Raw genomic sequence first — 21295 nt, 5'->3', positions numbered from 1 at the left:
TGGTTATGCTCCCGATGTGCCGCGGGGTGGCGCATCGTCGATGCGCGCCGCCTGTTCCTCGGCCTGCTCCAGACCGTGCAGCACCACGCCCAGGGCCTGCCCCGCCGGGCGCGTCTCGGCGTTGGCGGGCTCCGCCCCCATCAGCCTCTGGCACTGCGCCTCGTAGAACGCCTTTAGCTTCAAAACGGAACGATGGGTCTCCCCGACCAGCAGGCGGGTGCCCAGCGCCGCCAGCACGGCGACCAGCATCAGGAACACAAGGGTGACCGTCGCCGTCTCGCGCAGCGCCGTCAGCACCTCGACCCGCGCATCCTCCTGCGCCGCATGGCCGAGAATGGCGCCGCCCACCGCCCCCAGGGCGTCGAGCACCGGCACGCCGATGACCACGCCGTCGCGCCCCTCGTGGCTCCACGGATCCGCCGGAGCGGCTGCGACGATGCCGATCCACGAGGCCGGAACCGTCGCGCCGACCATTTCCCGCGCGGTGCTGAAAAGCACCGTGCCGCGCGCGTCGACGACATGCAGCGCCACGCCGCTGCCGACGCCGGTCGCCAGCTCGATGCGGCGCTGGAGGTCGGTCTGGTGGGCCAGCGGAATTCCGATGGTGGCGCGTTCCGCGGCGGCCGCGGCGACGCGGTTCGTCAACGCCGAAAGCCGCGCGGCGATCTCGCTGGTGTGAGCCTCGGCCACCGCGTTGTGGAAGGCGAACAGGGTGAAGACCTGACCGCCGACCGCGCAGAGCCACAGGACGAATGCAAGGCGCCCGAAACCGAAGAGCATGGCTGGCCTCCTGGTTCGGCTATAGCCGGATTCCGGCGCCGGAGCCCCTGAAGATTGGCCCATGTTGGTTCGATCTGCTTTTGCGGCGGCATCGGGGGTGCGGTATGCCCTTTGTCACGGCATAGGCCGGAATATCAGTCTTTCTCGGAGGGGACCGCCATGGACGAAGCGTCCGCCGCAATGGCGCCCGCAATGGCGCAGCCAAGTGTCGCCGGAACACCCTCTCCCCGTCATGCCCCGTCTCTCCACCCCCCCTCATTCCAAGCCCGCGAGATCCCGGACGAAATCCGGGCGAAGGTGGAGGACGGCACGGCCCTGCTCCGCCAGGGGTGCTTCGCCGAGGCCGCCGATTTGTTCGGCGACGCCATCGCCGCGCAACCCGACTGGCCGATGCCCTACAACAACCTCGCGGTCGCGCTGCGCGGCATGGGCCGGTTGGACGAGGCGCTGCTCGCCTGCGCCGCCGCGCTGCGCCACCGCCCAGACTATCCCGAGGCGTTCGCCAACCTCGCCCGCATCCTGCTGGCCCAGAACCGCTACCGCGACGCCGCTCTCGCCGCCGAGCAGGCGGCCAAGTTGCGCCCGGACCACTCGGCAATGCATGCCCTACGCGCCATGGCCCTGTTCAAGGACCAGGCGCCGGCGGAGGCCCTGCCCGTATGCCGCGCCGCGCTCGCCCTTGATCCGGCGGGCACGGAAGTCCTGGCGGTGCAGGCCCAGGCGCTGGATGCCGTCGGCCGGTCGGCGGAGGCCCTGTCCGCCGCGCGCCGCGGGGCGGCGCTCGACCCGTTGCGGCGGGAATCGCTGATCGTGCTGGGATCGCTGCTGGTGAACCGCAATCACCGCGACGAAGCGCTGGCGGTGTACCGCCGGGCGATGGAGCTCAATCCGGACGACACGGTTCTGACCCACCTCGTCCACGCCATCGCCGGAACGACCTCGGCCAAGGCGCCGGAGGCCTATGTCGCCAACGTGTTCGATTCCTATGCCGACCGTTTCGACGAGCATCTGGTCAAGACGCTCCAGTACAAGGCGCATGAGATCGTCGCACGCACCGCGGTCGCTGCCCTGCCCGCAGCATTGTCGGCGGATGACAGTGCGCGGATCCTCGACATCGGCTGCGGCACCGGCCTGTGCGGGCCGATCCTGCGTCCGGCGGCATCCCGGCTGGTCGGGGTCGATCTGTCGGCGCGCATGCTGGACAAGGCGCGCGACCGCAGCCTCTACGACCTGCTGGCGCAGGCCGAACTCGTCCAGTTCATGACCGGAACCGACGAACGCTTCGATGCCGTCGTCAGCGCGGATGTGCTTTGCTACATCGGCGACCTGACGGAGGTCTTCCGGGCGGCGGCGGGGGTGCTGGAACCGGGCGGGCTGCTCGCTTTCACCGTGGAGCGGCAGGAGGAGCCGGGATACCGGCTGACGCCGAGCGGCCGTTACGTCCATGGCCTCGACCATCTGCGAAGCAGCGCGCGCGGCCTGTTCCGCGCCAGGACCATCGACAACGTGATCCTGCGCACCGAAGCGTCGGTTCCGGTCCACGGCTATCTCTGCATGTTCCAGCGGCTTCCTCATGCCGTGCATTGACCGGGCGGCGCGTTGAGCCGGGACAAACGCCTGCGGGCGGTGCTGCCGCGTCTGGGCAGCGAGGCGGCGGGCGAGCGGATTGCAGCCCTGGCGGCGCTGGAGCGGCTGTTGCCGGCCGGCCAGACGCTGCGGGAGGTGATCGAGGTCGGTCTGTTCTACCTCGACCGCCGGGGGGTGGACGCGTCGCCCATCGAGGAGGTCGGCCGCCTGCGCAGCGCCGCACAGGCCGCCACTCGGCGCGACGAACAGCAACGCGGCCGGATCGCCGCGCTGGAGGCGGCGATCCGCGATGCGCTCGCCCAGCTCCGGCAGGCGCGGGACTGAGCCTTACAGGTCATTCATGGATTCACTCACACTTCGGGGTCGCCCCTTGTCCTCCATCGTCGTGCCTTGCCAGCATTCCCTGAGGTCGGCCGTCGAGGCGGCAGCGGTCGCCCGCGGCATGACGACTTCGCAGCTCATTCGAGCATTCCTGACGGTCATGAGCCCCGACGTGCTGGAGGCCCTGCCGGATCCGGGGGAACCCAACCCGGTGGACGTGTCGTACCGGCGGGTGACGCTGAAGAACGGACGCACCCGGCGGGTGCGCGTGGTGCCGAAGCTGAGGGTGCGCTACCCGGTCCGCCTGGACCATGCGACGGTGCGCAAGGCGGCGTGGGCAGCGGCGACCATCGGTGCGTCCGACGGGGCGCGTCTGGTCACGTCGGGCGAACTGGCCGCGGTGGAAACCGAGATGAGCCGCTGCCGCCTGCGCCTTGAGCAATTGACCTCCGCGCTGGAGACGCTGGCCTTCCGTCCGCTCCAGCAGCCGATCCTGAAGCCCTGGCAGGCGACCTATGTGCTGGGATTCACCCACGAGTGGGGGCTCGATCCGCAGGCGGTCAACAGCCGATTCCGCACATTGGCGCCGATCTACCATCCCGACACCGGCCTGCTGTCGAGCGCGGAACGGATGAGCCAGCTGGTGGAAGCGCGCAACTTCCTGCTGCGGCACCTGCGCCGGTAACTCCGTACCGGCGCGGGACTTCCCGCCGGAATGGAACAGGCCGAAAGGCCTGCTGCGGGGTAATACCTCCGAAACGGAGGTGTTACCGGGGGATGCCAGCCAATTGGGGCCTATCTCGGCTGGCTAAGATTGATTGCACTCCGAATGATGGCGGGGCTAACGCGCGGCGCAGGGCGCGCATGGATTCATTGCGAGGTGGTGAGGTCATGACCGAGAGCATCCAGAAGAAATTGGAGCGCGTCCGTCCGCCGCGCGTCAAGCTGACGTACGAGGTTCACACCGGCGGCGCGACCGAGATGAAGGAGCTTCCGTTCCTCGTCGGCGTCCTGGCCGACCTGAGCGGCAAGCCGGAAAAGCCGCTGCCGAAGCTGAAGGAGCGGAAGTTCGTCGAGGTCGACCGCGACAATTTCAACGACGTTCTGGCCTCCGCCGCTCCGCGGCTGGCGTTCCAAGTCGACAACAAGCTCCAGCCCGACGGCGGCAAGCTCAACGTGCTGCTGAACTTCGACGACATGGGCGATTTCGAGCCGGTCCAGGTGCTGAACCAGGTGCCGGCGCTGGCCCGCCTGTTCGAGGCCCGGCAGAAGCTCTCCGACCTGCTGGCGAAGCTGGACGGCAACGACGAGCTGAGCGGCCTGCTCAACGACGTCATCTCCAACACCGAACAGCAGGACGAGCTGAAGAAGCTCCTCGGCCCCACGGAAACGGCCATGGCGCCGGTTCCGACGGAAGAGCCGCCGGCCGCCTGACGGCCGCCCCTCCGCTGATACGGAACGCATTCACAGGAGTGCCCAAGTGACTACGGAAATGTCCGTCGAGAGCACCGCCAGCGCCAGCCTGCTCGACCGCATGATGGTCGAGGGCAAGATGGCGCGTGAAGAAGGCCAGCGCCCCTACGCCCGCGACCTGCTGTCCGAGTTCGTGGACCAGGTCGTCGCCGAGACCGGCGACGCCGTCGCCGTGGATGTCGTCGAGGCGATCAACCACCGCATCGCCCAGATCGACGAGCTGATCAGCCTTCAGCTCAACGAGGTGCTGCACCATGAGGACTTCCAGAAGCTGGAAGCCACCTGGCGCGGCCTGAACTACCTCGTCATGAACAGCGAGACCGGCAAGCAGCTCAAGATCCGCGTGCTGAACAGCTCGCGCAAGGACCTGCAGAAGGATCTCGACAGCGCGGTCGAGTTCGACCAGAGCGCGCTGTTCAAGATGGTCTACGAGGCCGAGTACGGCACGCTCGGCGGCACGCCCTACAGCGTGCTGATCGGCGACTACGAGTTCGGCCGCCATCCGCAGGACATGTCGCTGATCGAGAAGATCTCGAACGTCGCCGCTGCGGCCCACGCGCCCTTCATCGCCGCCGCCTCGCCCAAGATGTTCGACATGGACAGCTTCTCAGAGCTGTCCGGTCCGCGCGACCTGTCGAAGATCTTCGAAACCGCCGAGATGACGAAGTGGCGTTCCTTCCGCGCGTCGGAAGACTCGCGCTACGTCGCGCTCGTCATGCCGCACACGCTGCTGCGCCTGCCCTACGGCCCGAAGACGGTGCCGGTCGAAGGCGTGAACTTCGTGGAGGACGTGGACGGCCGCGATCACTCCAAGTACCTGTGGGGCAACGCCGCGTGGGCGCTCGGCGCGCGCATCACCGACGCCTTCGCCAAGTATGGCTGGACTGCGGCCATCCGCGGCGTCGAGGGCGGCGGCCGGGTAGGCGGTCTGCCCACCCACACCTTCAAGACGGACGAGGGCGATGTCGCGCTGAAGTGCCCGACCGAGATCGCCATCACCGACCGTCGTGAAAAGGAGCTGAACGACCTCGGCTTCATTTCGCTGGTGCACTGCAAGAACACCGACTATGCGGCGTTCTTCGGCGGCCAGACGGCCAACAAGCCGAAGGTGTACAACACCAACGAAGCCAACGCGAACGCGCGGCTCTCGGCGATGCTGCCCTACATGCTCGTGTCGTCGCGTTTCGCGCATTACCTGAAGGTCATGCTGCGCGACAAGATCGGCTCGTTCACGACCCGCGGCAACGTGCAGAGCTACCTGAACACCTGGATCGGCAACTACATCCTGCTGGATGACGACGCCTCCCAGGACATGAAGGCGCGCTTCCCGCTGCGCGAGGCCCGCGTGGACGTCTACGAGGTGCCGGGCCGTCCGGGCGTTTACCGCGCCAACGTGTTCCTTCGCCCGCACTTCCAGCTCGAAGAGCTGTCGGCTTCGATCCGGCTGGTGGCCGAGCTGCCGGCGCCGGAAGCCTGACCCCGGCCCCGACCGTCCAACGCCCATCTGTTTAGGAGTTCATCACCATGTCCATGGTCATCCTGGAGATCCCCGAGGTCAAGGGCGAGTGCCGGGTCAAGACGAAGCAGGTCGACTTCACCGACATGATCCTGTGCGAATCGCTCGCGCAGGACATGGAAGTCGAGATGGAAGTCACGACCAACGCACGCCGCACCGTCCACACGCCGAAGGTCAACAACATCACGCTGGAGCGCAAGTGGGACATCGCGTCCCCCAAGCTCATCAGCCTGCTGCTGCGGGCCGGCGTGAAGGGCGAGACCTGGAAGATCCACTGCGTCAAGCCGCTGGGCGACGACGAGTTCCAGTGGGTCGAGTTCCTCACCCTGGAGCTGACCAACCCGCTTCTGTCGAAGCACTCGCTGAGCGTCAGCGAGGGCGACACCACGGAGAGCCTGGAGATCAACGCGACGAAGATCACCTGGGTCTACAAGCAGTACGACGAGAAGCAGACCAGCCAGGGCGGCGGCGGCGTCTCGTTCGATCTGCTCACCGGTGCGGTCGGCGGCGCGAGCTGAGACTCTGCGGCATGAGCCCCCGGCAACCGCCGGGGCCATGCCGTGGCGGAAACGGTTGCCCCCTCTCTCGCTCCGCAAGGGAGGGGCAAGCGTGGCAACGCCGCGGGCACGCGGACGACATGGGATCGGAAGGCCGGTAATGACACAGTCCAAGGCGATGAACGGCGGGCGTACGCTGCTCTTCGAGCGCCTGATCGATTTCGAGCCGGACAACCCGTCGACCGACGATCCGTCCATGACCGTCATGTCCATGCCCGACCTGACCGCGTCCATCCAGCGGGAGATCCAGCGCCTGCTGGACAGCCGCACCGCGGGCGAACGCCGGACCGACACCGGCGGCACCGTGATGGAATACGGACTGCCGGACTTCGGCGAGATCCACCCGCGCTCCTTCACCGACCGCCGCCGGGTGGAGACCGTGGTCCGCCATGCCATCCTTGATTTCGAGCCGCGCCTGCTGCGGCCGCGCGTCGTCGTGACACCCGGCAAGGGCAACGGGACGCTGACGGTGGAAATCTCCGGCGAGGTGGCCGCCGGGACCGTCGTCGAGCCGCTGTTCTTCTCCGTTAATCTCGGCGCTGCATCCCAGGCGCCGACCGCCGGCCTCGCCGCCGGGACGGATTGACATGCGGCGCGAGGATCTCCTCGAACATTACGAGCGCGAACTGCTGTACGTCCGCCGGGCGGGCGAGGCGTTCGCACGCAGTTACCCGAAGATCGCCCGGCGCCTGGCGCTCGGACCCGACCAGGCGGCCGATCCCAACGTCGAGCGGCTGATCGAGTCCTTCGCGTTCCTGACCGGACGCCTGCAACTCAACCTCGACCGCGAATTTCCGCGCTTCACCGAAGCGCTGCTCGGCATCCTCCATCCGCAGCTGGTGGCGCCGGTGCCGCCGATGGGCATCGCCCAGATGGAGCCGGCGGCCGGCAACGGCCAGCTCACCGGCGGCTTCACCGTGCCGCGGGGCACGGCGCTGCACGCCCTGGCCGAAGGATCGGCGCGCTGCCGTTTCCGCACGGCCTACGACGTGACCCTGTGGCCGCTGGCCCTGACCGAGGCCGCGGTCGAGCCGACCGAGCGCTACGACTTCATCGACAGCGGCGAAGCCGCCTCGGTCCTGCGCCTGCGGCTGGAAACCTGCAATCAGGTCTTCGAGAACCTGCCGGTCGAGAGCCTGAGGCTGTTCCTCAACGGCGAGCCGGTGCTGAACGCGGCGCTGCACGAGCTGCTGCTGTGCGGCATGGTGGAGGTCGTCTATCTGGTGCCCGGCAAGCCGCCGGTGCGGTTGCGCGGCGACGACCTGCTCCGCCCCGTCGGTTTCGAGCCCGACCAGACCGTGCTGCCGCACCCGCGGCACGCCCAGCCGGCCTACGGCCTGCTGCAGGAGTATTTCGAGTTCCCGCAGAAGTTCGACTTCTACGATCTGGCGCTGCCGCAGGGCCGGCTATCGGGAACGGTGGTGGACGTGCTGATCCTGGTGTCGCGCCCGCTGCCCAACCGGCTGACGGTGCGCCGCGACTGTTTCCGGCTGGGCTGCACGCCGATCGTCAACCTGTTCACCCGCTCGGCCGAGCCGGTGCGGCTCAACCACAAGCGCACCTCCTACCGCGTCGTCGCCGACGCCATGCGCGAGCGGACCACCGAGATCCATTCGGTGCTGGAGGTCACGGGCATGCGCGACGCCGACGGCGCGCGCCGCACCTATGTGCCGCTGTTCTCCTTTCAGCATGCCAGCGCCGATGCCGATCCGCGCGGCTTCTGGCTCGCCGCGCGCGAACCGACCCAGCGCGAGGACATGCCGGGCACCGACGTCTATCTCAGCCTGCACCATCTCGACCTCGATCCGGCGGAGCCGGCGGACGAGACGCTGCTGGTGCGGGTCGCCTGCACCAACCGCGGTCTGGCGGAGCAGGTGCCGGCCGGGGCGGTGCTGATGATCGAGGAGGCGGCCCCCATCGCATCCATCCGCTGCCTGAACAAGCCGACCGCCGGGCGTCCCGCCCCGATCGGTGGCACGTCGGCGTGGAAGCTGGTCTCGCACCTGTCGGTCAACCATCTCAGCCTGACGGGCGATCCGGAGGGTCTGCGGGCGCTCCAGGCCATTCTCGGGCTCTATGCGCCGGACGACGTGATGGCGCAGAACCAGCTGCGCGGCCTGAACGCCCTGTTCTCGCGGCCGGTCCTGCACCGCATCGGCCAGGATGCCTGGCGCGGCTTCGTGCGCGGGCTGGAACTGACGCTCGACATCGACGAGCGCAACTTCGTGGGCACCAGTCCGCTGGTGTTCGGCGGGGTGCTGAGCCGCTTCCTCGGCCTCTACGTCAACGTCAACGCTTTCGCCCAGCTCCGGCTGCGCTCGGTGCAACGAGGGGGGATCTGGAAGACATGGCCACGCCTGGCAGGCAATCAGCCCGTCCTCTGATCGAGGCGCTGGAGGCCGAGCCCTGGGGGTTCGACCTGTTCCAGGCCATCGCCTTGCTGGAACGCGCCGCACCGGACCGCGAGCCGCTGGGGTCGGGCATCGATCCCGACCGCGAGGCCGTGCGCATCGAGCATGACGCCACCCTCGCCTTTCCGGCCAGCGACGTGGTGTCGGCGCGGCAGGACGAGGATGGGCGCGGCGTCGTGCGCTCGCCGGTGCTGGGGCTCGGCGGCACGGGCGGCCCCCTGCCCTATGTCGCCACCGAGATGATGCTGGAGCGCGTGGCCCGCCACGATACGGCCGGCGCCGCCTTCTACGACATCTTCAACCACCGCCTGATGTCGATCCTCTACCGGACGCGGCAGGGCAGCCTGCCGCTGCTGGAGCGCGATCCGGAGCGGTCGCTGCTTGCTCGGGCCCTGCGTTCCCTGGTGGGCATCGGCACCGATCATCTGGAGGAACGGCTGCCGGGTGCGCCCGACCGCATGCTGCTGGCCTTTTCCGGCATCCTGTCCTGCCGCGTGCGTTCCGCCGCCGGGCTGGAGACGATGATCGGCGCCATCTTCCAGGTCGAGGCACGGGTCAAGGGCTTCGTCGGCCGCTGGCTTCCCCTGGGCGAAGAGGCGACGACCGTCGTCAGCGCCGGGCGGCGGGGACGCAACAACCGGCTGGGCCAGGACGTGGTGGTCGGACGGCGCGTCTGGGACCAGCAGACCTGCTACGCCATCGAACTGAAAATGGACTCACTGGAGCGCTACCGCGACTTCCTGCCCAGCGGCCGCCACCACGCCACGCTGTGCGCCCTCGCCCGCTTCCACAGCGGTGACGGCATGGATTTCCAGATCTCCCTGGTGCTGAGCCCGCCGATGGTGCCGCACACCCGCCTTTCCGCCCGCGACGGCAGCCTGCTCGGCTGGACGTCCTGGCTGCGCTTCCCCAACTCGCCGAGCCGGACACCCGGCCAGCTCACTCTTCAGCCCGCGACCGGAGGCAGCCCGTGACCGCCGACATCAAGACCCTGATCGGAAAGCTCGACCGCGACGGCCGCAAGGTGCTGGAACGCGCCGCCGCCCTGTGCGTGTCGAACACCCATTACGACGTCGAGGTCGAACATCTGCTGCTCAGTGTCCTGCGCGCCAACAGCGGCGTCGTGGCCGGCATCCTGCGCCATTACAACGTCGATTCGGCGCGGGTCGAGGCCGAGCTGAACGCGGCGCTGGAGAAGATCCGCCGCGGCAACACCCGCACCCCCGCCTTCTCACCGCGGGTGCCGGAGCTGCTGGAGAACGCGCTGCTCACCTCGGTGACGCATCTGGACAGCCCGCAGATCTTGGTGCCGGCCCTTCTGTGGGCAGCGGTCGCCTGCGATTCGGTGCGCGCGGTGGTCGGCGAGTCCGCACCGTCGCTGCTTGCCATCCCGCGCGACCGCACCGCCACCGACCTGCCGGAACTCGTGCGCATGCTGCGCAGCGACGCCAAGCTCGGCGAGGCGTCCGCCACCGCGCCCGCACCGCTCGGCGGCGAGGCGCCGCCGACCCCCTCGCCGCTGGCCTCCGGCCAGTCCATGCTGGACCAGTACACCGTCGACCTGACGGCGCAGGCGCGTGCCGGCAAGATCGATCCGGTGATCGGCCGCGACCGGGAAATACGCCAAGTCGTCGACGTGATGATGCGGCGGCGGCAGAACAACCCGATCCTGGTCGGCGACCCCGGCGTCGGCAAGACCGCCATCGTCGAAGGGCTGGCGTTGCGCATCGCCGAGGGCGACGTGCCGGAGCCGTTGCGCGGCACGGCGATCCGCACGCTGGACCTCGGCCTTCTCCAGGCGGGCGCCGGCGTCAAGGGCGAGTTCGAGAACAGGCTGAAGTCGATCATCAAGGAGGTGGCGGCCTCCGCCGTGCCGACGGTGGTCTTCATCGACGAGGCCCACGCGCTGATCGGGGCCGGCGGGGCGGCCGGACAGGGTGACGCCGCCAACCTGCTGAAGCCGGCGCTCGCCCGCGGCGAGTTCCGTACCATCGCCGCCACCACCTGGGCCGAGTACAAGAAATACTTCGAGAAGGACCCGGCGCTCGCCCGCCGTTTCCAGCCGGTCTCCGTTCCCGAGCCGGACGAGGCCGCCGCCGCCGCCATGCTGCGCGGGCTGGTGCGCCGTTTCGAGGAGCACCACGGCGTGCGCGTGCTGGACGACGGCATCGCCGCGGCGGTGAAGCTGTCGGCGCGCTACATCCCGGCGCGCCAGCTTCCCGACAAGGCGATCAGCGTGCTGGACACCGCCTGCGCCCGGGTGGCCGTTGCTCGCACCTCCAAACCCGAAGCCGTCGAGACGCTGGAGCGCGAGGACCAGATGCTGGCCCGCGAGGCCGAGCGGCTGGAGCGCGAGGCCGGCGCGGCGCACGAAGCCCGGCTGGCCGGCATCGCCGCCCGCCGCCGTGCCGTCGCCGAGGAGCTTGCGGTGCTGACCGGGCGCTGGAACCGCGAGGCCGAACTGGTGAAGGCCATCGACGAGGCGCTGACCGCAGGGCGGCAGGCCGACGCGGTGGCGGCGGAGGAGCGGCTGGCCGCGCTGCGCGGCGACGACGCGCTGGTGCCGCACCGGGTCGACGGCGGTGTGGTCGCCGCGGTGGTGTCGAACTGGACCGGCATTCCGGTCGGCTCGATGTCCAAGGACGATGTCGATGTCGTCGTCGGGCTGGAGGAGCGCATGGAAGCGCGCGTCGTCGGCCAGCCGCAGGCCCTGCGCGCCATCGCGCGGGCGGTGCGCGGCTACCGCGCCGGCCTGAACGAGCCCAACCGCCCCATCGGCGTCTTCCTGCTGAGCGGTCCCAGCGGAGTCGGCAAGACGGAAACCTCGCTGGCCCTGGCCGAGCTGCTGAACGGCGGCGAACAGAGCCTCATCACCATCAACATGTCGGAGTACCAGGAGTCGCACGCGGTGGCGACCCTGCGCGGCGCCCCGCCGGGCTATGTCGGCTATGGCAGCGGCGGCGTGCTGACCGAGGCGGTGCGCCGCCGCCCGCATTCGGTCATCCTGATGGACGAGGTGGAGAAGGCCCACCCGGACGTGCTGGACATGTTCTATCAGGTCTTCGACAAGGGCGTGCTGGAGGATGGCGAGGGGGTGGAGGTCGATTTCCGCAACACGCTGATCCTGCTGACCAGCAACCTCGGCGACGTGGAGCTGACGGAACTGGGCCGGGCGCGGCTCGATGCCGGCGGGATCCGCGAGGCGCTGGAGGAGGGTGTCGAGGCCATCTCCGATCCGCTGCGGCGGCGCTTCCGGCCGTCGTTCCTCGGCCGCCTGACGGTGGTTCCCTACTATCCCCTCAGCGAGCAGCAGGTCCGCGCCATCGCCATGATGAAGGTGGACAAGTTGCGCAAGCGCACCGAGGGCAACCGTGCGGCAGCGCTGACCGTGGCGCCGGCGGCACTGGAGGCGCTGGTGCGGCGGGCCGTGCATTCCGATGCCGGCGCCCGTATGATCGACACCCTGCTGTCGGAGTTCGTGGTGCCCGAAGTGGCCATGCGGATCCTTGATCAGGTGGCTGCCGGACAACCGGTGGGGGCGATCCGGGTCGATTGCGACAGCGACGGGCGTTTCACCGTGACCGTTGGAGCCACGGAACCGGCGCTGGCCTGACCGGCGGCGGAACGGGGCGAGGAAGCACGAGGGAAGGCAGCACGAGGGAAGAATGAGCGAGCGTTTCTCACAGGCCCAGCAGCACCTGTCGATCTCGACTCCGCTCGGACCCGACAAGCTGATCCTGCGCAACATCGTGGGCGAGGAGCGGCTGTCGTCGCTCTTCTCCTACCGGGTGACCATGCTCTCGTCGGACGACGACATCGACTTCGACCAGATCGTCGGCAAGCCGGTGACGGTGACCCTGACGCTGGGCGACGGCACGTCCAAGCGCTACATCAACGCCATCGTCGGCCGCATCGAGCTGACGCACATCGACGACCGCGATTCCTCCGCGCATTACGAGGCGGAGCTGCATCCCTGGCTGTGGATGCTGACCCATTCCGGCGATTGCCGCATCTTCCAGGAAAAGACGGTGCCGGAAATCGTCGAGGCGGTGATCGGCTCCACCGGCACCATCAAGACGGTGCTAAACGGCACCTATTCGACCCGCGAATATTGTGTGCAGTACCGCGAGACCGACTACAACTTCATCGCCCGGCTGCTGGAAGAGGAAGGCATCTTCTATTTCTTCGAGCATGCCGACGGCGAGCACAAGCTGGTCCTGGGCGACGGCGACAGCGCCTTCACCACCAGCGCGCTGGTCTCCACCTACGAGTATCGCGGGCACAAGGCCTACGACAACGAGGACAACGTCATCACCCAGCTCGGCGTCGAGCGGCGGGTGACGACCAAGAGCGTCGGGGTGGACAGCTATCACTTCGAAACACCCGCGACCGACCTCTACGCCACGGCGGAGGGGACCGCCGGCACCGGCACGATGAACGACTATGCGGTGCGCCACACGGTGTCCGCCGACGGCGAGCAGATCGCCCTGGTTCGCCAGCAGGCCCTCGCCTTCGCCAGCCAGCGCATCCGCGGCGGCGGACACTGCCGCGGGATGGAGGCCGGGACCAAGATCACCATCTCCGGCCACCGCAAGGACTCGCTCAACGCGGAGATGGTGCTGAACTCCGTGCGCATCGACGGGGCGACCAACCGCTTCGTCGCGACCTTCACCGGCTTCCCGTCGGCCCACCCCTTCCGCCCGCTCAACACCGCCCAGAAGCCGCGGATCCATTCGACCCAGACCGCCAAGGTTGTCGGCAAGTCGGGCGAGGAGATCTGGCTCGACCAGTATGGGCGGATCAAGGTGCAGTTCCACTGGGACCGGCTCGGCACCAGCGACGAGAAAAGCTCCTGCTGGGTCCGGGTTGCCCAGGGCTGGGCCGGAAAGAATTACGGCATCATGTTCTTCCCGCGCGTCGGGCAGGAGGTGGTGGTCACCTTCCTAGACGGCGATCCCGACCGGCCGCTGGTCACCGGCGCCGTCTACAACGCCGACCAGACCGTTCCCTATACGCTACCCGACGATTCCACGAAGAGCACAATCAAGACCCAGACCTCCAAGAACGGCACCGGCAAGTTCAACGAGATCCGCTTCGAGGACAAGGCCGACAACGAGGAGATCTTCGTCCAGGCCCAGAAGGACATGAACATCAAGGTCCTCAACGACCTGACACGCCTGGTCAAGCACGACGAGATCGAGACGATCGAGAACGACAGCACCATCGACGTCAAGAACGACCGCAAGCTGACGGTCAAGAACAACCATACGATCACCGTGTCCGAAGGCAACGAGACGCACGCGATTTCGAAGGGCACCCGCGACCTGTCGGTCAAGGGCAAGGAAACGCACCTCAACAACGACGATTTCGAGCACACCGTCGACAACAACTACACGCTGACGGTCAAGGGCAACCTGACCATCGACGTGACCGGCGACATCGTGATCAAGGGCAAGTCGATCAAGCTGACGGCGACCTCGGCCGACATCGGCATCAAGGCGGCGACCGGCATCGAGATCAAGGCGGGCACCTCGCTCGACGTCAAATCCGGCACCGCGATGACCGTGAAGGCCGGGACCGGCATGGAGATCGACGCCGGCATGGGCCTGGACATGAAGGCCGGCATGGGCGCCACGCTCAAAGGCGGGACGACGCTGGACCTCAAGGCGGGCCTGGCCCTGACGGCCCAGGGCCTGACCAGCACGGTCAAGGGGTCGGCGACGGCCGAGGTGAGCGGCGGCGGCATGCTGACGCTCAAGGGCGGCGTGGTGATGGTGAACTAAGATGACGGACATGGACTCAGCAACCGACAGTCCCGACGCCGCGGGCCCCACCGAGATCAGGGTCGAGGAGCGCGACGCGCACGGGCGCATCGTCCAGTCCGGACGGCTGGTGGACGGGGTATTCGACGGCGATTTCATCCGTTATGGGGAAACCGGCCGGCCGGCGATGCGGGCCCGCATGCGTGGCGGCGCCATGCACGGCGAGACACGCCACTATGACGATGACGGCAACATCGTGCAGGTCGCCGACTATGTGAATGGCGTGCTGCACGGCACCTCAACCTTCTACATGCAGGCGCGGCTGGTCTGCCGCATGAGCTACCACGGCGGCGAGCTGGAAGGGCCGTCCGTCTATTTCGCCACCAACGGTACGGTGGCGGCCGTGGTGCAGTACCGTGCCGGCAAGCGTGAGGGCGAGTCGGTCTTCTACAGCCCGCATGGTGCGGTTCTGCGCCGGGAGACCTATGCGGCGGACCGTCTGAACGGCCCGACGGCAGGCTTTTTCGAGAGCGGAGCGGTCAGCGAACAGGCATTCTTCAAGGACGGACTGCTGGAGGGAGAGTTCCTGCGTTTCTTTCCTTCCGGCAAGCCGATGCAGCGCGGCGTCTATCACCAGGGCGTCCTGGTGGAGCCGCTGCGGACCTTCTCGGAGAGCGGGAAGGAAACCGGCGCGATCCCGGCGCCGAAGCCGCCGGGGCGATAGCGTCGGGCGGTTCGGTCCGGAGATCGACTCTCAAGGGATCATTTCGGTGAACTGGCCGGGCAGCGTGATCTGGATGACGCCCCCGAAGCTGCATATGCATTTCGAACTGTTGTTGAGCGCCGGCATCTTGCCGACCAGAACGGTCGGGCAGCCGGGCACCCAGGGGGCAGCGGTCATCGGCGTGCAGGGCATGGGCGTCAGCACACCGAAAGCCGCCGCGGTCGCGGCGGCCACCGCCGGGTTGGCCATGCTCATGCACATGCCGAACGGCAACACATTGACGAACGGCTTGCTGTCCATGATGTTGGCGGCGGGCACTTTGGAACTCATCACCGCGCTGGCGGGAAGCACCATGAGGCTCGACGGTGCGGCGCCGAAGCTGCACATCGTCATCGCGCCCATGACGGCCTGCATTCCCATGATGCGTCTCCTTTTCCCGTTTCCTGCGGTCCATCCCCGGAATAAAGCCTGGAGTCTGTCCAGTGCCTCTCCAGGCGCCGGACAGCCTCCGATGAGGCACAGGCGTCAGCCGCCGGCCAGCTTGACGATCTGAAGCGTCGTAGAGACGATGGTCTTCAGGGTCGAGCCGATGGTGACGATGGTCTCGAGCGTCTCCTTCGTCACGCCGATCTTCTCCAGCGGCTTGCCGCGCAGATCCTTGTAGCAGACCAGGTGGCCGGTCATCTGATCGTAGAAGACGTCCTTCGTCTTGATACGCGCCTGCAACTCATGAATCTTGTCGAGCGTGAAGGTGACCTTCTCGCCGAGAATCTTGACCAACGCATCGGCCTGCTTGGAGAGCTTCTCCTTCTCCAGCTTCTCGATCTGGGTCATCATCTTCTTGGCCTGATCGTAGAGCTTGTCGGATTGCTCTTCCATCTTGCCGGTCTTGGCGTGGTATTCGAGCAGCAGTTTTTCCATGCCGCCGACCGACTTCACGAACGGCACGCCCAGGATCGCCGCCACCTCGCGCGCGCCGGCCTTGAAATTCAGATCGCCGCTGCTGTAGGCCGACGCCAGCGTGTCGTCGGTCTTGCGGATGTCGGTTTCCGCCTTCTCGATGTCGCGGGCGAAATTGTGAATGGCGAGCGCCATGGTGACCGCGGTCTTGCCGATGCTGGCGACGGTCGTGCAGATGCCGATGATCGCCATCGGGGTGGCGCCGCCCGCCGTCACCGCCGCGACACCGACGCTGACGCCGGCCGACACGGTGCTGGCAAGGATGCTGATCGACCCCAGCACCATGCTCTTGGCGAACTTCAGCTTGAACGACTTCAGATCGGACTTCTTGCTGGCATAGGCGTCCCATGCCTTTTCCACCGCCTTCAGCGCCAGCCCCGACTGTGCCTCGGTGAACTGCTTGCACATGACGTTGATGGTCTTCTCGCGCTCGGCCAGTTCCTTCTCGCTGGCCGGCGGCTTCTTGCCAAGGTTGGCGTCGAAGTCCTGGAGAGCCCCCTGGATGTCCTTCTTGGACTTGTTGAGCTGCTCATAGGCCGCTTCGATCAGCTTCTGGACAATGATCTTGTCCTTGTCGATGGCCTTCTGGAGATCTTTCGGAACCTCCTTCAGATCCACCTTCGCGACCATGGCAGGCACCTTCATGTGCTTGGTCTTGAGCCCTGCGGAAAAATCCATCTCGGCGATCTGAATGCCGGCCATCGGGTGCTCTCCAGTGTTGGTCCGTTTCTCCCGCCTCAGTATCCACACTGGCAGCGCCACTTCGACCGGGACTTGCTCCGAACTGGACTGTTGGATAATCCATTTCCGGAACAATCGACCGCTGCAAGGTAACGGTTCAAAGAAAATTTGAGCGTAATTGATGATTGCGCCTGCGGCCACTTCGAAAATGAAGGACGGCTCTCCGCACGGATTGCGACCGGCCGCCTCCGTTACCGAGGCTCGTCTTCGGTCGAAAGCCCGCCCGCCAATCAGGATTTCCTGCCTGCGTTCGCTTGGCGCAGCCGATCAGCGCGCCCGTGCGGAGAGGGCGATGCCGCCGCCGATCAGCGCCACGCTCAGCAGCACGCCCAAACTCAGCGGTTCGCTGTCGACGAGCGCGCTCAACAGCAGAGCCGTGACCGGCACCAGACAGACGATCTGCCCGGCTTGGCTGGCCGGCATCACCGACAGCGCCTTGCTCCACCACCAATAGCAAAGCCCGGTGGCGATCAGGCAATTGTAGGCGATGACCGCCAACAGCGAACCCGACCAGTTGATCGGGTGCGCCGTTTCGGCGAACAGCGCCAGAGGCACCATCACCGCCGCGCTGGCGGCGACCTGCCAGAAGATCTGGGTCCAGAACGGCGTGCGCCACAGCCGTCGGCGGTAGAGCGTCGCCCCCAATGCCCAACTGATCGCGCAACCGATCAGGAAGCCGTTGCCGATCAGCGCGTTGATATCGTTCCAGTTCACCAGCGCCGGGTTGAAGAAGACGACCACCCCGGCGAAGGTCAGCAGCGCCGCCGCGGCTTGCCGCTTGGAGATGCGCTCGCCAAGCAGCAGCAGGCCGAGCGGCAGCGTCCACATCTGCATGGTGTAGGCAAGCACAGACGCCCGCCCCGGCGAGACGAACTGCAACCCGATGTTGCTCAGCCCCATCATGCCGCCGACCTGCAGCAGGCCGACGACCGCGATCATCAGCCGCTCGCCGCGGTGGGGCAGTAAGGGAAAGCGCAACAGCGGCGCCAGCAATGCCAGGCTTACTATGGTGCCGACCAGCCGAACGGCGCAGAAGGCGAGCGGTCCGATGTCGAGCAGCGCCAGCTTCATCAGCGGCCAGTTGGCGCCCCAGAACAGGACGACCCCGGCAAGTTGCAAATAGATCCTCGGGCCGGGTTCCGTCCCGGCTGCCGTCTGAAGGGCCGTCCCGTTTCGCCTGCCGCCCACCGTTTCGTCCATCATGACCGGCCGCCCTCTTTAGGTTGCAGAGCATGCTAATTCGGTAGACTGACAATCAGCCCTGCATTCCTCTGGCGGCAGCCGTGCGTCGACGTTTCATGTTTCCAGCCAGAGCCTGACACCGGAGTAAGCGCGGCCCGAACGGCGAAACGCCCCGTCTCATTCGAGGCGGGGCGTTTCCGATCAGTGCGAAGATGCAAGCGTTTGTGCTTTGGCTTTGAGCGTCTCTTGTGCCTGAGCGACCTGGCGGCGACCTACTCTCCCACGTCTTAAGACGCAGTACCATTGGCGCGGAGGCTTTTCACGGCCGAGTTCGGGATGGGATCGGGTGTTTGACACCTCGCCATGACCACCAGGTCACCGAGGCACAAGACCGACGCATCGTTACCGAAAGCGCATATGCTTGTTCGTGCAAGTGATTTGAGGATGTATCGAACGGCGATGCGCTGGTCAAGCACTGCTTGGAGCAGGCTTGCTGCTGCGCATGGCGCGGTTAGTGGTGTCGAGATCAAGCCGATCGAGCGATTAGTAAGGCTTAGCTTCAGGCATTGCTGCCCGTCCACATGCCTCCTATCGACGTGATGGTCTGTCACGGCTCTCAAGGGAGCTCTGGTTTAGAGGTGGGTTTCCCGCTTAGATGCTTTCAGCGGTTATCCCGTCCATACTTAGCTACCCGGCCATGCCACTGGCGTGACAACCGGTGCACCAGAGGTATGTCCATCCCGGTCCTCTCGTACTAGGGACAGATCCTCGCAAAACTCCGACACCCACGGCAGATAGGGACCGAACTGTCTCACGACGTTCTAAACCCAGCTCACGTACCACTTTAATCGGCGAACAGCCGAACCCTTGGGACCTGCTCCAGCCCCAGGATGTGATGAGCCGACATCGAGGTGCCAAACGACTCCGTCGATATGGACTCTTGGGAGTCATCAGCCTGTTATCCCCGGCGTACCTTTTATCCGTTGAGCGATGGCCCGTCCACGTGGAGCCACCGGATCACTATGGCCGACTTTCGTCTCTGCTCGACTTGTCAGTCTTGCAGTCAGGCGGGCTTATGCCATTGCACTCGTCGAGCGATTTCCGACCGCTCTGAGCCCACCATCGCGCGCCTCCGTTACACTTTGGGAGGCGACCGCCCCAGTCAAACTACCCGCCATGCAGGGTCCCGGACCCGGATAACGGGCCACGGTTAGATGCCAGAGACTTCAAGGGTGGTATTTCAAGGTTGGCTCCACACGAGCTGGCGCCCATGTTTCCAAGCCTCCCACCTATCCTACACATGAAGTCCCTAGCACCACTGCAAAGCTGTAGTAAAGGTGCACGGGGTCTTTCCGTCTGACCGCGGGAACTCCGCATCTTCACGGAGAGTTCAATTTCGCTGAGTTGGTGTTGGAGACAGCGGGGAAGTCGTTACGCCATTCGTGCAGGTCGGAACTTACCCGACAAGGAATTTCGCTACCTTAGGACCGTTATAGTTACGGCCGCCGTTTACCGGGGCTTCAATTCAGAGCTTGCACTCCTCCTCTTAACCTTCCGGCACCGGGCAGGCGTCAGACCCTATACGTCGCCTTGTGTGGCTTCGCAGAGCCCTGTGTTTTTAGTAAACAGTCGCTACCCCCTGGTCTGTGCCCCCCGCCATGGCTTGCGCCACAACGGGGCCCTCTTCTTCCGAAGTTACGAGGGCAATTTGCCGAGTTCCTTCAACACCATTCTCTCAAGCGCCTGGGTATACTCTACCAGTCCACCTGTGTCGGTTTGGGGTACGGTCTGTAAGGCGGGGCTATTTCCTGGAACCGGTCCACAGCACGATCAATCCGATAAGATCGTACACGCTTTCCAATCCGTCACCTCCGCCAGGCCCACGAATATTAACGTGGTTCCCATCGACTACGCCTTTCGGCCTCGCCTTAGGGGCCGGCTCACCCTGCGTGGATTAACCTTGCGCAGGAACCCTTGGACTTTCGGCGACAGTGTTTCTCACACTGTTTGTCGCTACTCATGTCAGCATTCTCACTTCCGATACCTCCAGGCGGCCTCACGGACACCCTTCGCAGGCTTACGGAACGCTCCGCTACCACGCGATCAAAGATCGCATCCGCAGCTTCGGTACACGGCTTGAGCCCCGATACATTTTCGGCGCAGGCCGGCTTAACTAGACCAGTGAGCTATTACGCTTTCTTTAAAGGATGGCTGCTTCTAAGCCAACCTCCTGGTTGTCATGGCCTTCCCACATCCTTTCCCACTTAGCCGTGATTTGGGGACCTTAGCTGGCGGTCTGGGCTGTTTCCCTCTCGACGATGGACCTTAGCACCCACCGTCTGTCTGCCGGACTGCACTCTGCGGTATTCGGAGTTTGGTTAGGTTTGGTAAGGCTCGCGCCCCCCTAGCCCATCCAGTGCTCTACCCCCGCAGGTGATATCCGACGCGCTACCTAAATAGCTTTCGCGGAGAACCAGCTATTTCCTGATTTGATTGGCCTTTCACCCCTAGCCACAGGTCATCTCCGACTTTTTCAACAGGCGTGAGTTCGGTCCTCCAGTGCGTGTTACCGCACCTTCAACCTGCCCATGGCTAGATCATCAGGTTTCGGGTCTAAAGCATGCAACTCGGTCGCCCTATTCAGACTCGCTTTCGCTGCGCCTCCACCTACCGGCTTAAGCTCGCTGCATACTCTAAGTCGCTGACCCATTATACAAAAGGTACGCCGTCACCCCGCAAGGAGGCTCCGACTGCTTGTAGGCATCCGGTTTCAGGAACTGTTTCACTCCCCTTGTCGGGGTGCTTTTCACCTTTCCCTCACGGTACTGGTGCACTATCGGTCACTGAGGAGTACTTAGGCTTGGAGGGTGGTCCCCCCACGTTCAGACAGGGTTTCACGTGCCCCGCCCTACTCGAGCATCCGATCCGGTTTATCCGTACGGGGCTATCACCCGCTATGGCCCGACTTTCCAGACGGTTCCGGTTATGTAGATCGAATGACTGGCCTGGTCCGCGTTCGCTCGCCACTACTAGCGGAGTCTCGGTTGATGTCCTTTCCTCCGGCTACTTAGATGTTTCAGTTCGCCGGGTTCGCTTCCCATACCTATGGATTCAGCATGGGATACCGCTTGCGCGGTGGGTTTCCCCATTCGGAAATTCACGGATCAAAGCCTGCTCGCGGCTCCCCGTGACTTATCGCAACGTGCTACGTCCTTCATCGCCTCTCAGTGCCAAGGCATCCACCAGATGCCCTTCAGACGCTTGATCTCAACTCCAACGAA

At 65.8% G+C, this 21295-nt stretch carries 16 protein-coding genes and 2 rRNA genes; 12 read left to right on the top strand and 6 right to left on the bottom strand.

All coding sequences use genetic code 11. The annotated features are described in order from the left end of the window. Positions 1-3 precede the first annotated feature (3 nt). Positions 4-780: a hypothetical protein gene (locus ABNQ38_RS00105; RefSeq protein ID WP_377805075.1), complete on the bottom strand. Its 777-nt coding sequence runs from the start codon at positions 778-780 to the stop codon at positions 4-6. A gap of 159 nt (positions 781-939) precedes the next feature. On the opposite strand from ABNQ38_RS00105, the gene ABNQ38_RS00100 reads away from it, so the two are divergent. The 12 genes from ABNQ38_RS00100 (at position 940) to ABNQ38_RS00045 (ending at position 15131) form a co-directional block, all read left to right on the top strand. Next, positions 940-2367 (top strand): methyltransferase domain-containing protein, encoded by a 1428-nt coding sequence (locus ABNQ38_RS00100; RefSeq protein ID WP_377805074.1) that lies wholly within the window; start codon positions 940-942, stop codon positions 2365-2367. Positions 2368-2379: 12 nt separating this feature from the next. Next, positions 2380-2691: a hypothetical protein gene (locus ABNQ38_RS00095; RefSeq protein WP_377805073.1), complete on the top strand. Its 312-nt coding sequence runs from the start codon at positions 2380-2382 to the stop codon at positions 2689-2691. Between the two features lie 157 nt (positions 2692-2848). After that, entirely contained in the window at positions 2849-3373 is a 525-nt protein-coding gene (locus tag ABNQ38_RS00090; protein ID WP_244592340.1) for a hypothetical protein, read from the top strand. A gap of 206 nt (positions 3374-3579) precedes the next feature. After that, positions 3580-4122 (top strand): type VI secretion system contractile sheath small subunit, encoded by a 543-nt coding sequence (tssB, locus tag ABNQ38_RS00085; RefSeq protein ID WP_109451193.1) that lies wholly within the window; start codon positions 3580-3582, stop codon positions 4120-4122. Between the two features lie 58 nt (positions 4123-4180). Continuing rightward, positions 4181-5638: a type VI secretion system contractile sheath large subunit gene (gene tssC / locus ABNQ38_RS00080; protein ID WP_377806206.1), complete on the top strand. Its 1458-nt coding sequence runs from the start codon at positions 4181-4183 to the stop codon at positions 5636-5638. Positions 5639-5685: 47 nt separating this feature from the next. Then, positions 5686-6195 carry a type VI secretion system tube protein Hcp gene (locus ABNQ38_RS00075; protein WP_098735784.1) on the top strand — a complete coding sequence of 170 codons (510 nt, stop codon included), beginning with the start codon at positions 5686-5688 and terminating at the stop codon, positions 6193-6195. A gap of 139 nt (positions 6196-6334) precedes the next feature. Then, positions 6335-6820: a type VI secretion system baseplate subunit TssE gene (tssE, locus tag ABNQ38_RS00070; RefSeq protein ID WP_377805072.1), complete on the top strand. Its 486-nt coding sequence runs from the start codon at positions 6335-6337 to the stop codon at positions 6818-6820. Position 6821: 1 nt separating this feature from the next. Continuing rightward, on the top strand, positions 6822-8618 hold the full coding sequence (tssF, locus tag ABNQ38_RS00065; RefSeq protein ID WP_377805071.1) for a type VI secretion system baseplate subunit TssF: 1797 nt from the start codon (positions 6822-6824) through the stop codon (positions 8616-8618). Then, positions 8582-9619 (top strand): type VI secretion system baseplate subunit TssG, encoded by a 1038-nt coding sequence (gene tssG / locus ABNQ38_RS00060; protein ID WP_377805070.1) that lies wholly within the window; start codon positions 8582-8584, stop codon positions 9617-9619. The genes tssF and tssG overlap by 37 nt, the downstream gene beginning before the upstream one ends. After that, positions 9616-12258, top strand: coding sequence for a type VI secretion system ATPase TssH (gene tssH / locus ABNQ38_RS00055; RefSeq protein ID WP_377805069.1), 2643 nt, complete (start codon positions 9616-9618; stop codon positions 12256-12258). The genes tssG and tssH overlap by 4 nt, the downstream gene beginning before the upstream one ends. Positions 12259-12310: 52 nt before the next feature. Continuing rightward, entirely contained in the window at positions 12311-14428 is a 2118-nt protein-coding gene (locus tag ABNQ38_RS00050) for a type VI secretion system Vgr family protein (RefSeq protein ID WP_377805068.1), read from the top strand. Between the two features lie 10 nt (positions 14429-14438). Continuing rightward, positions 14439-15131, top strand: coding sequence for a toxin-antitoxin system YwqK family antitoxin (locus ABNQ38_RS00045; RefSeq protein ID WP_377805067.1), 693 nt, complete (start codon positions 14439-14441; stop codon positions 15129-15131). A 30-nt stretch (positions 15132-15161) separates the two neighbouring features. Here ABNQ38_RS00045 and ABNQ38_RS00040 read toward each other — a convergent pair whose 3' ends face one another. The 5 genes from ABNQ38_RS00040 to ABNQ38_RS00020 all read right to left on the bottom strand — a co-directional run bounded on the left by ABNQ38_RS00040 (position 15162) and on the right by ABNQ38_RS00020 (position 21281). Next, a complete protein-coding gene (locus ABNQ38_RS00040; RefSeq protein ID WP_174472559.1) occupies positions 15162-15551 on the bottom strand; it encodes a DUF4280 domain-containing protein in 390 nt (129 codons plus the stop codon). 105 nt (positions 15552-15656) lie between these two features. Next, positions 15657-16793 carry a hypothetical protein gene (locus ABNQ38_RS00035; protein WP_098735776.1) on the bottom strand — a complete coding sequence of 379 codons (1137 nt, stop codon included), beginning with the start codon at positions 16791-16793 and terminating at the stop codon, positions 15657-15659. 306 nt (positions 16794-17099) lie between these two features. Then, entirely contained in the window at positions 17100-17951 is an 852-nt protein-coding gene (locus ABNQ38_RS00030) for a DMT family transporter (protein ID WP_377805066.1), read from the bottom strand. Positions 17952-18273: 322 nt separating this feature from the next. Next, a 5S ribosomal RNA gene (gene rrf, locus ABNQ38_RS00025) occupies positions 18274-18389 on the bottom strand. A gap of 147 nt (positions 18390-18536) precedes the next feature. Further along, positions 18537-21281 (bottom strand): 23S ribosomal RNA (locus ABNQ38_RS00020). Between the last annotated feature and the right edge of the window lie 14 nt (positions 21282-21295).

The organism is Azospirillum sp. A29 (genome assembly GCF_042604625.1).
In the GTDB taxonomy this organism is placed as follows: domain Bacteria; phylum Pseudomonadota; class Alphaproteobacteria; order Azospirillales; family Azospirillaceae; genus Azospirillum; species Azospirillum palustre.
The sequence above is the reverse complement of the archived record's forward strand: the minus strand, read 5'-3'. Positions and strand labels throughout refer to the sequence as shown.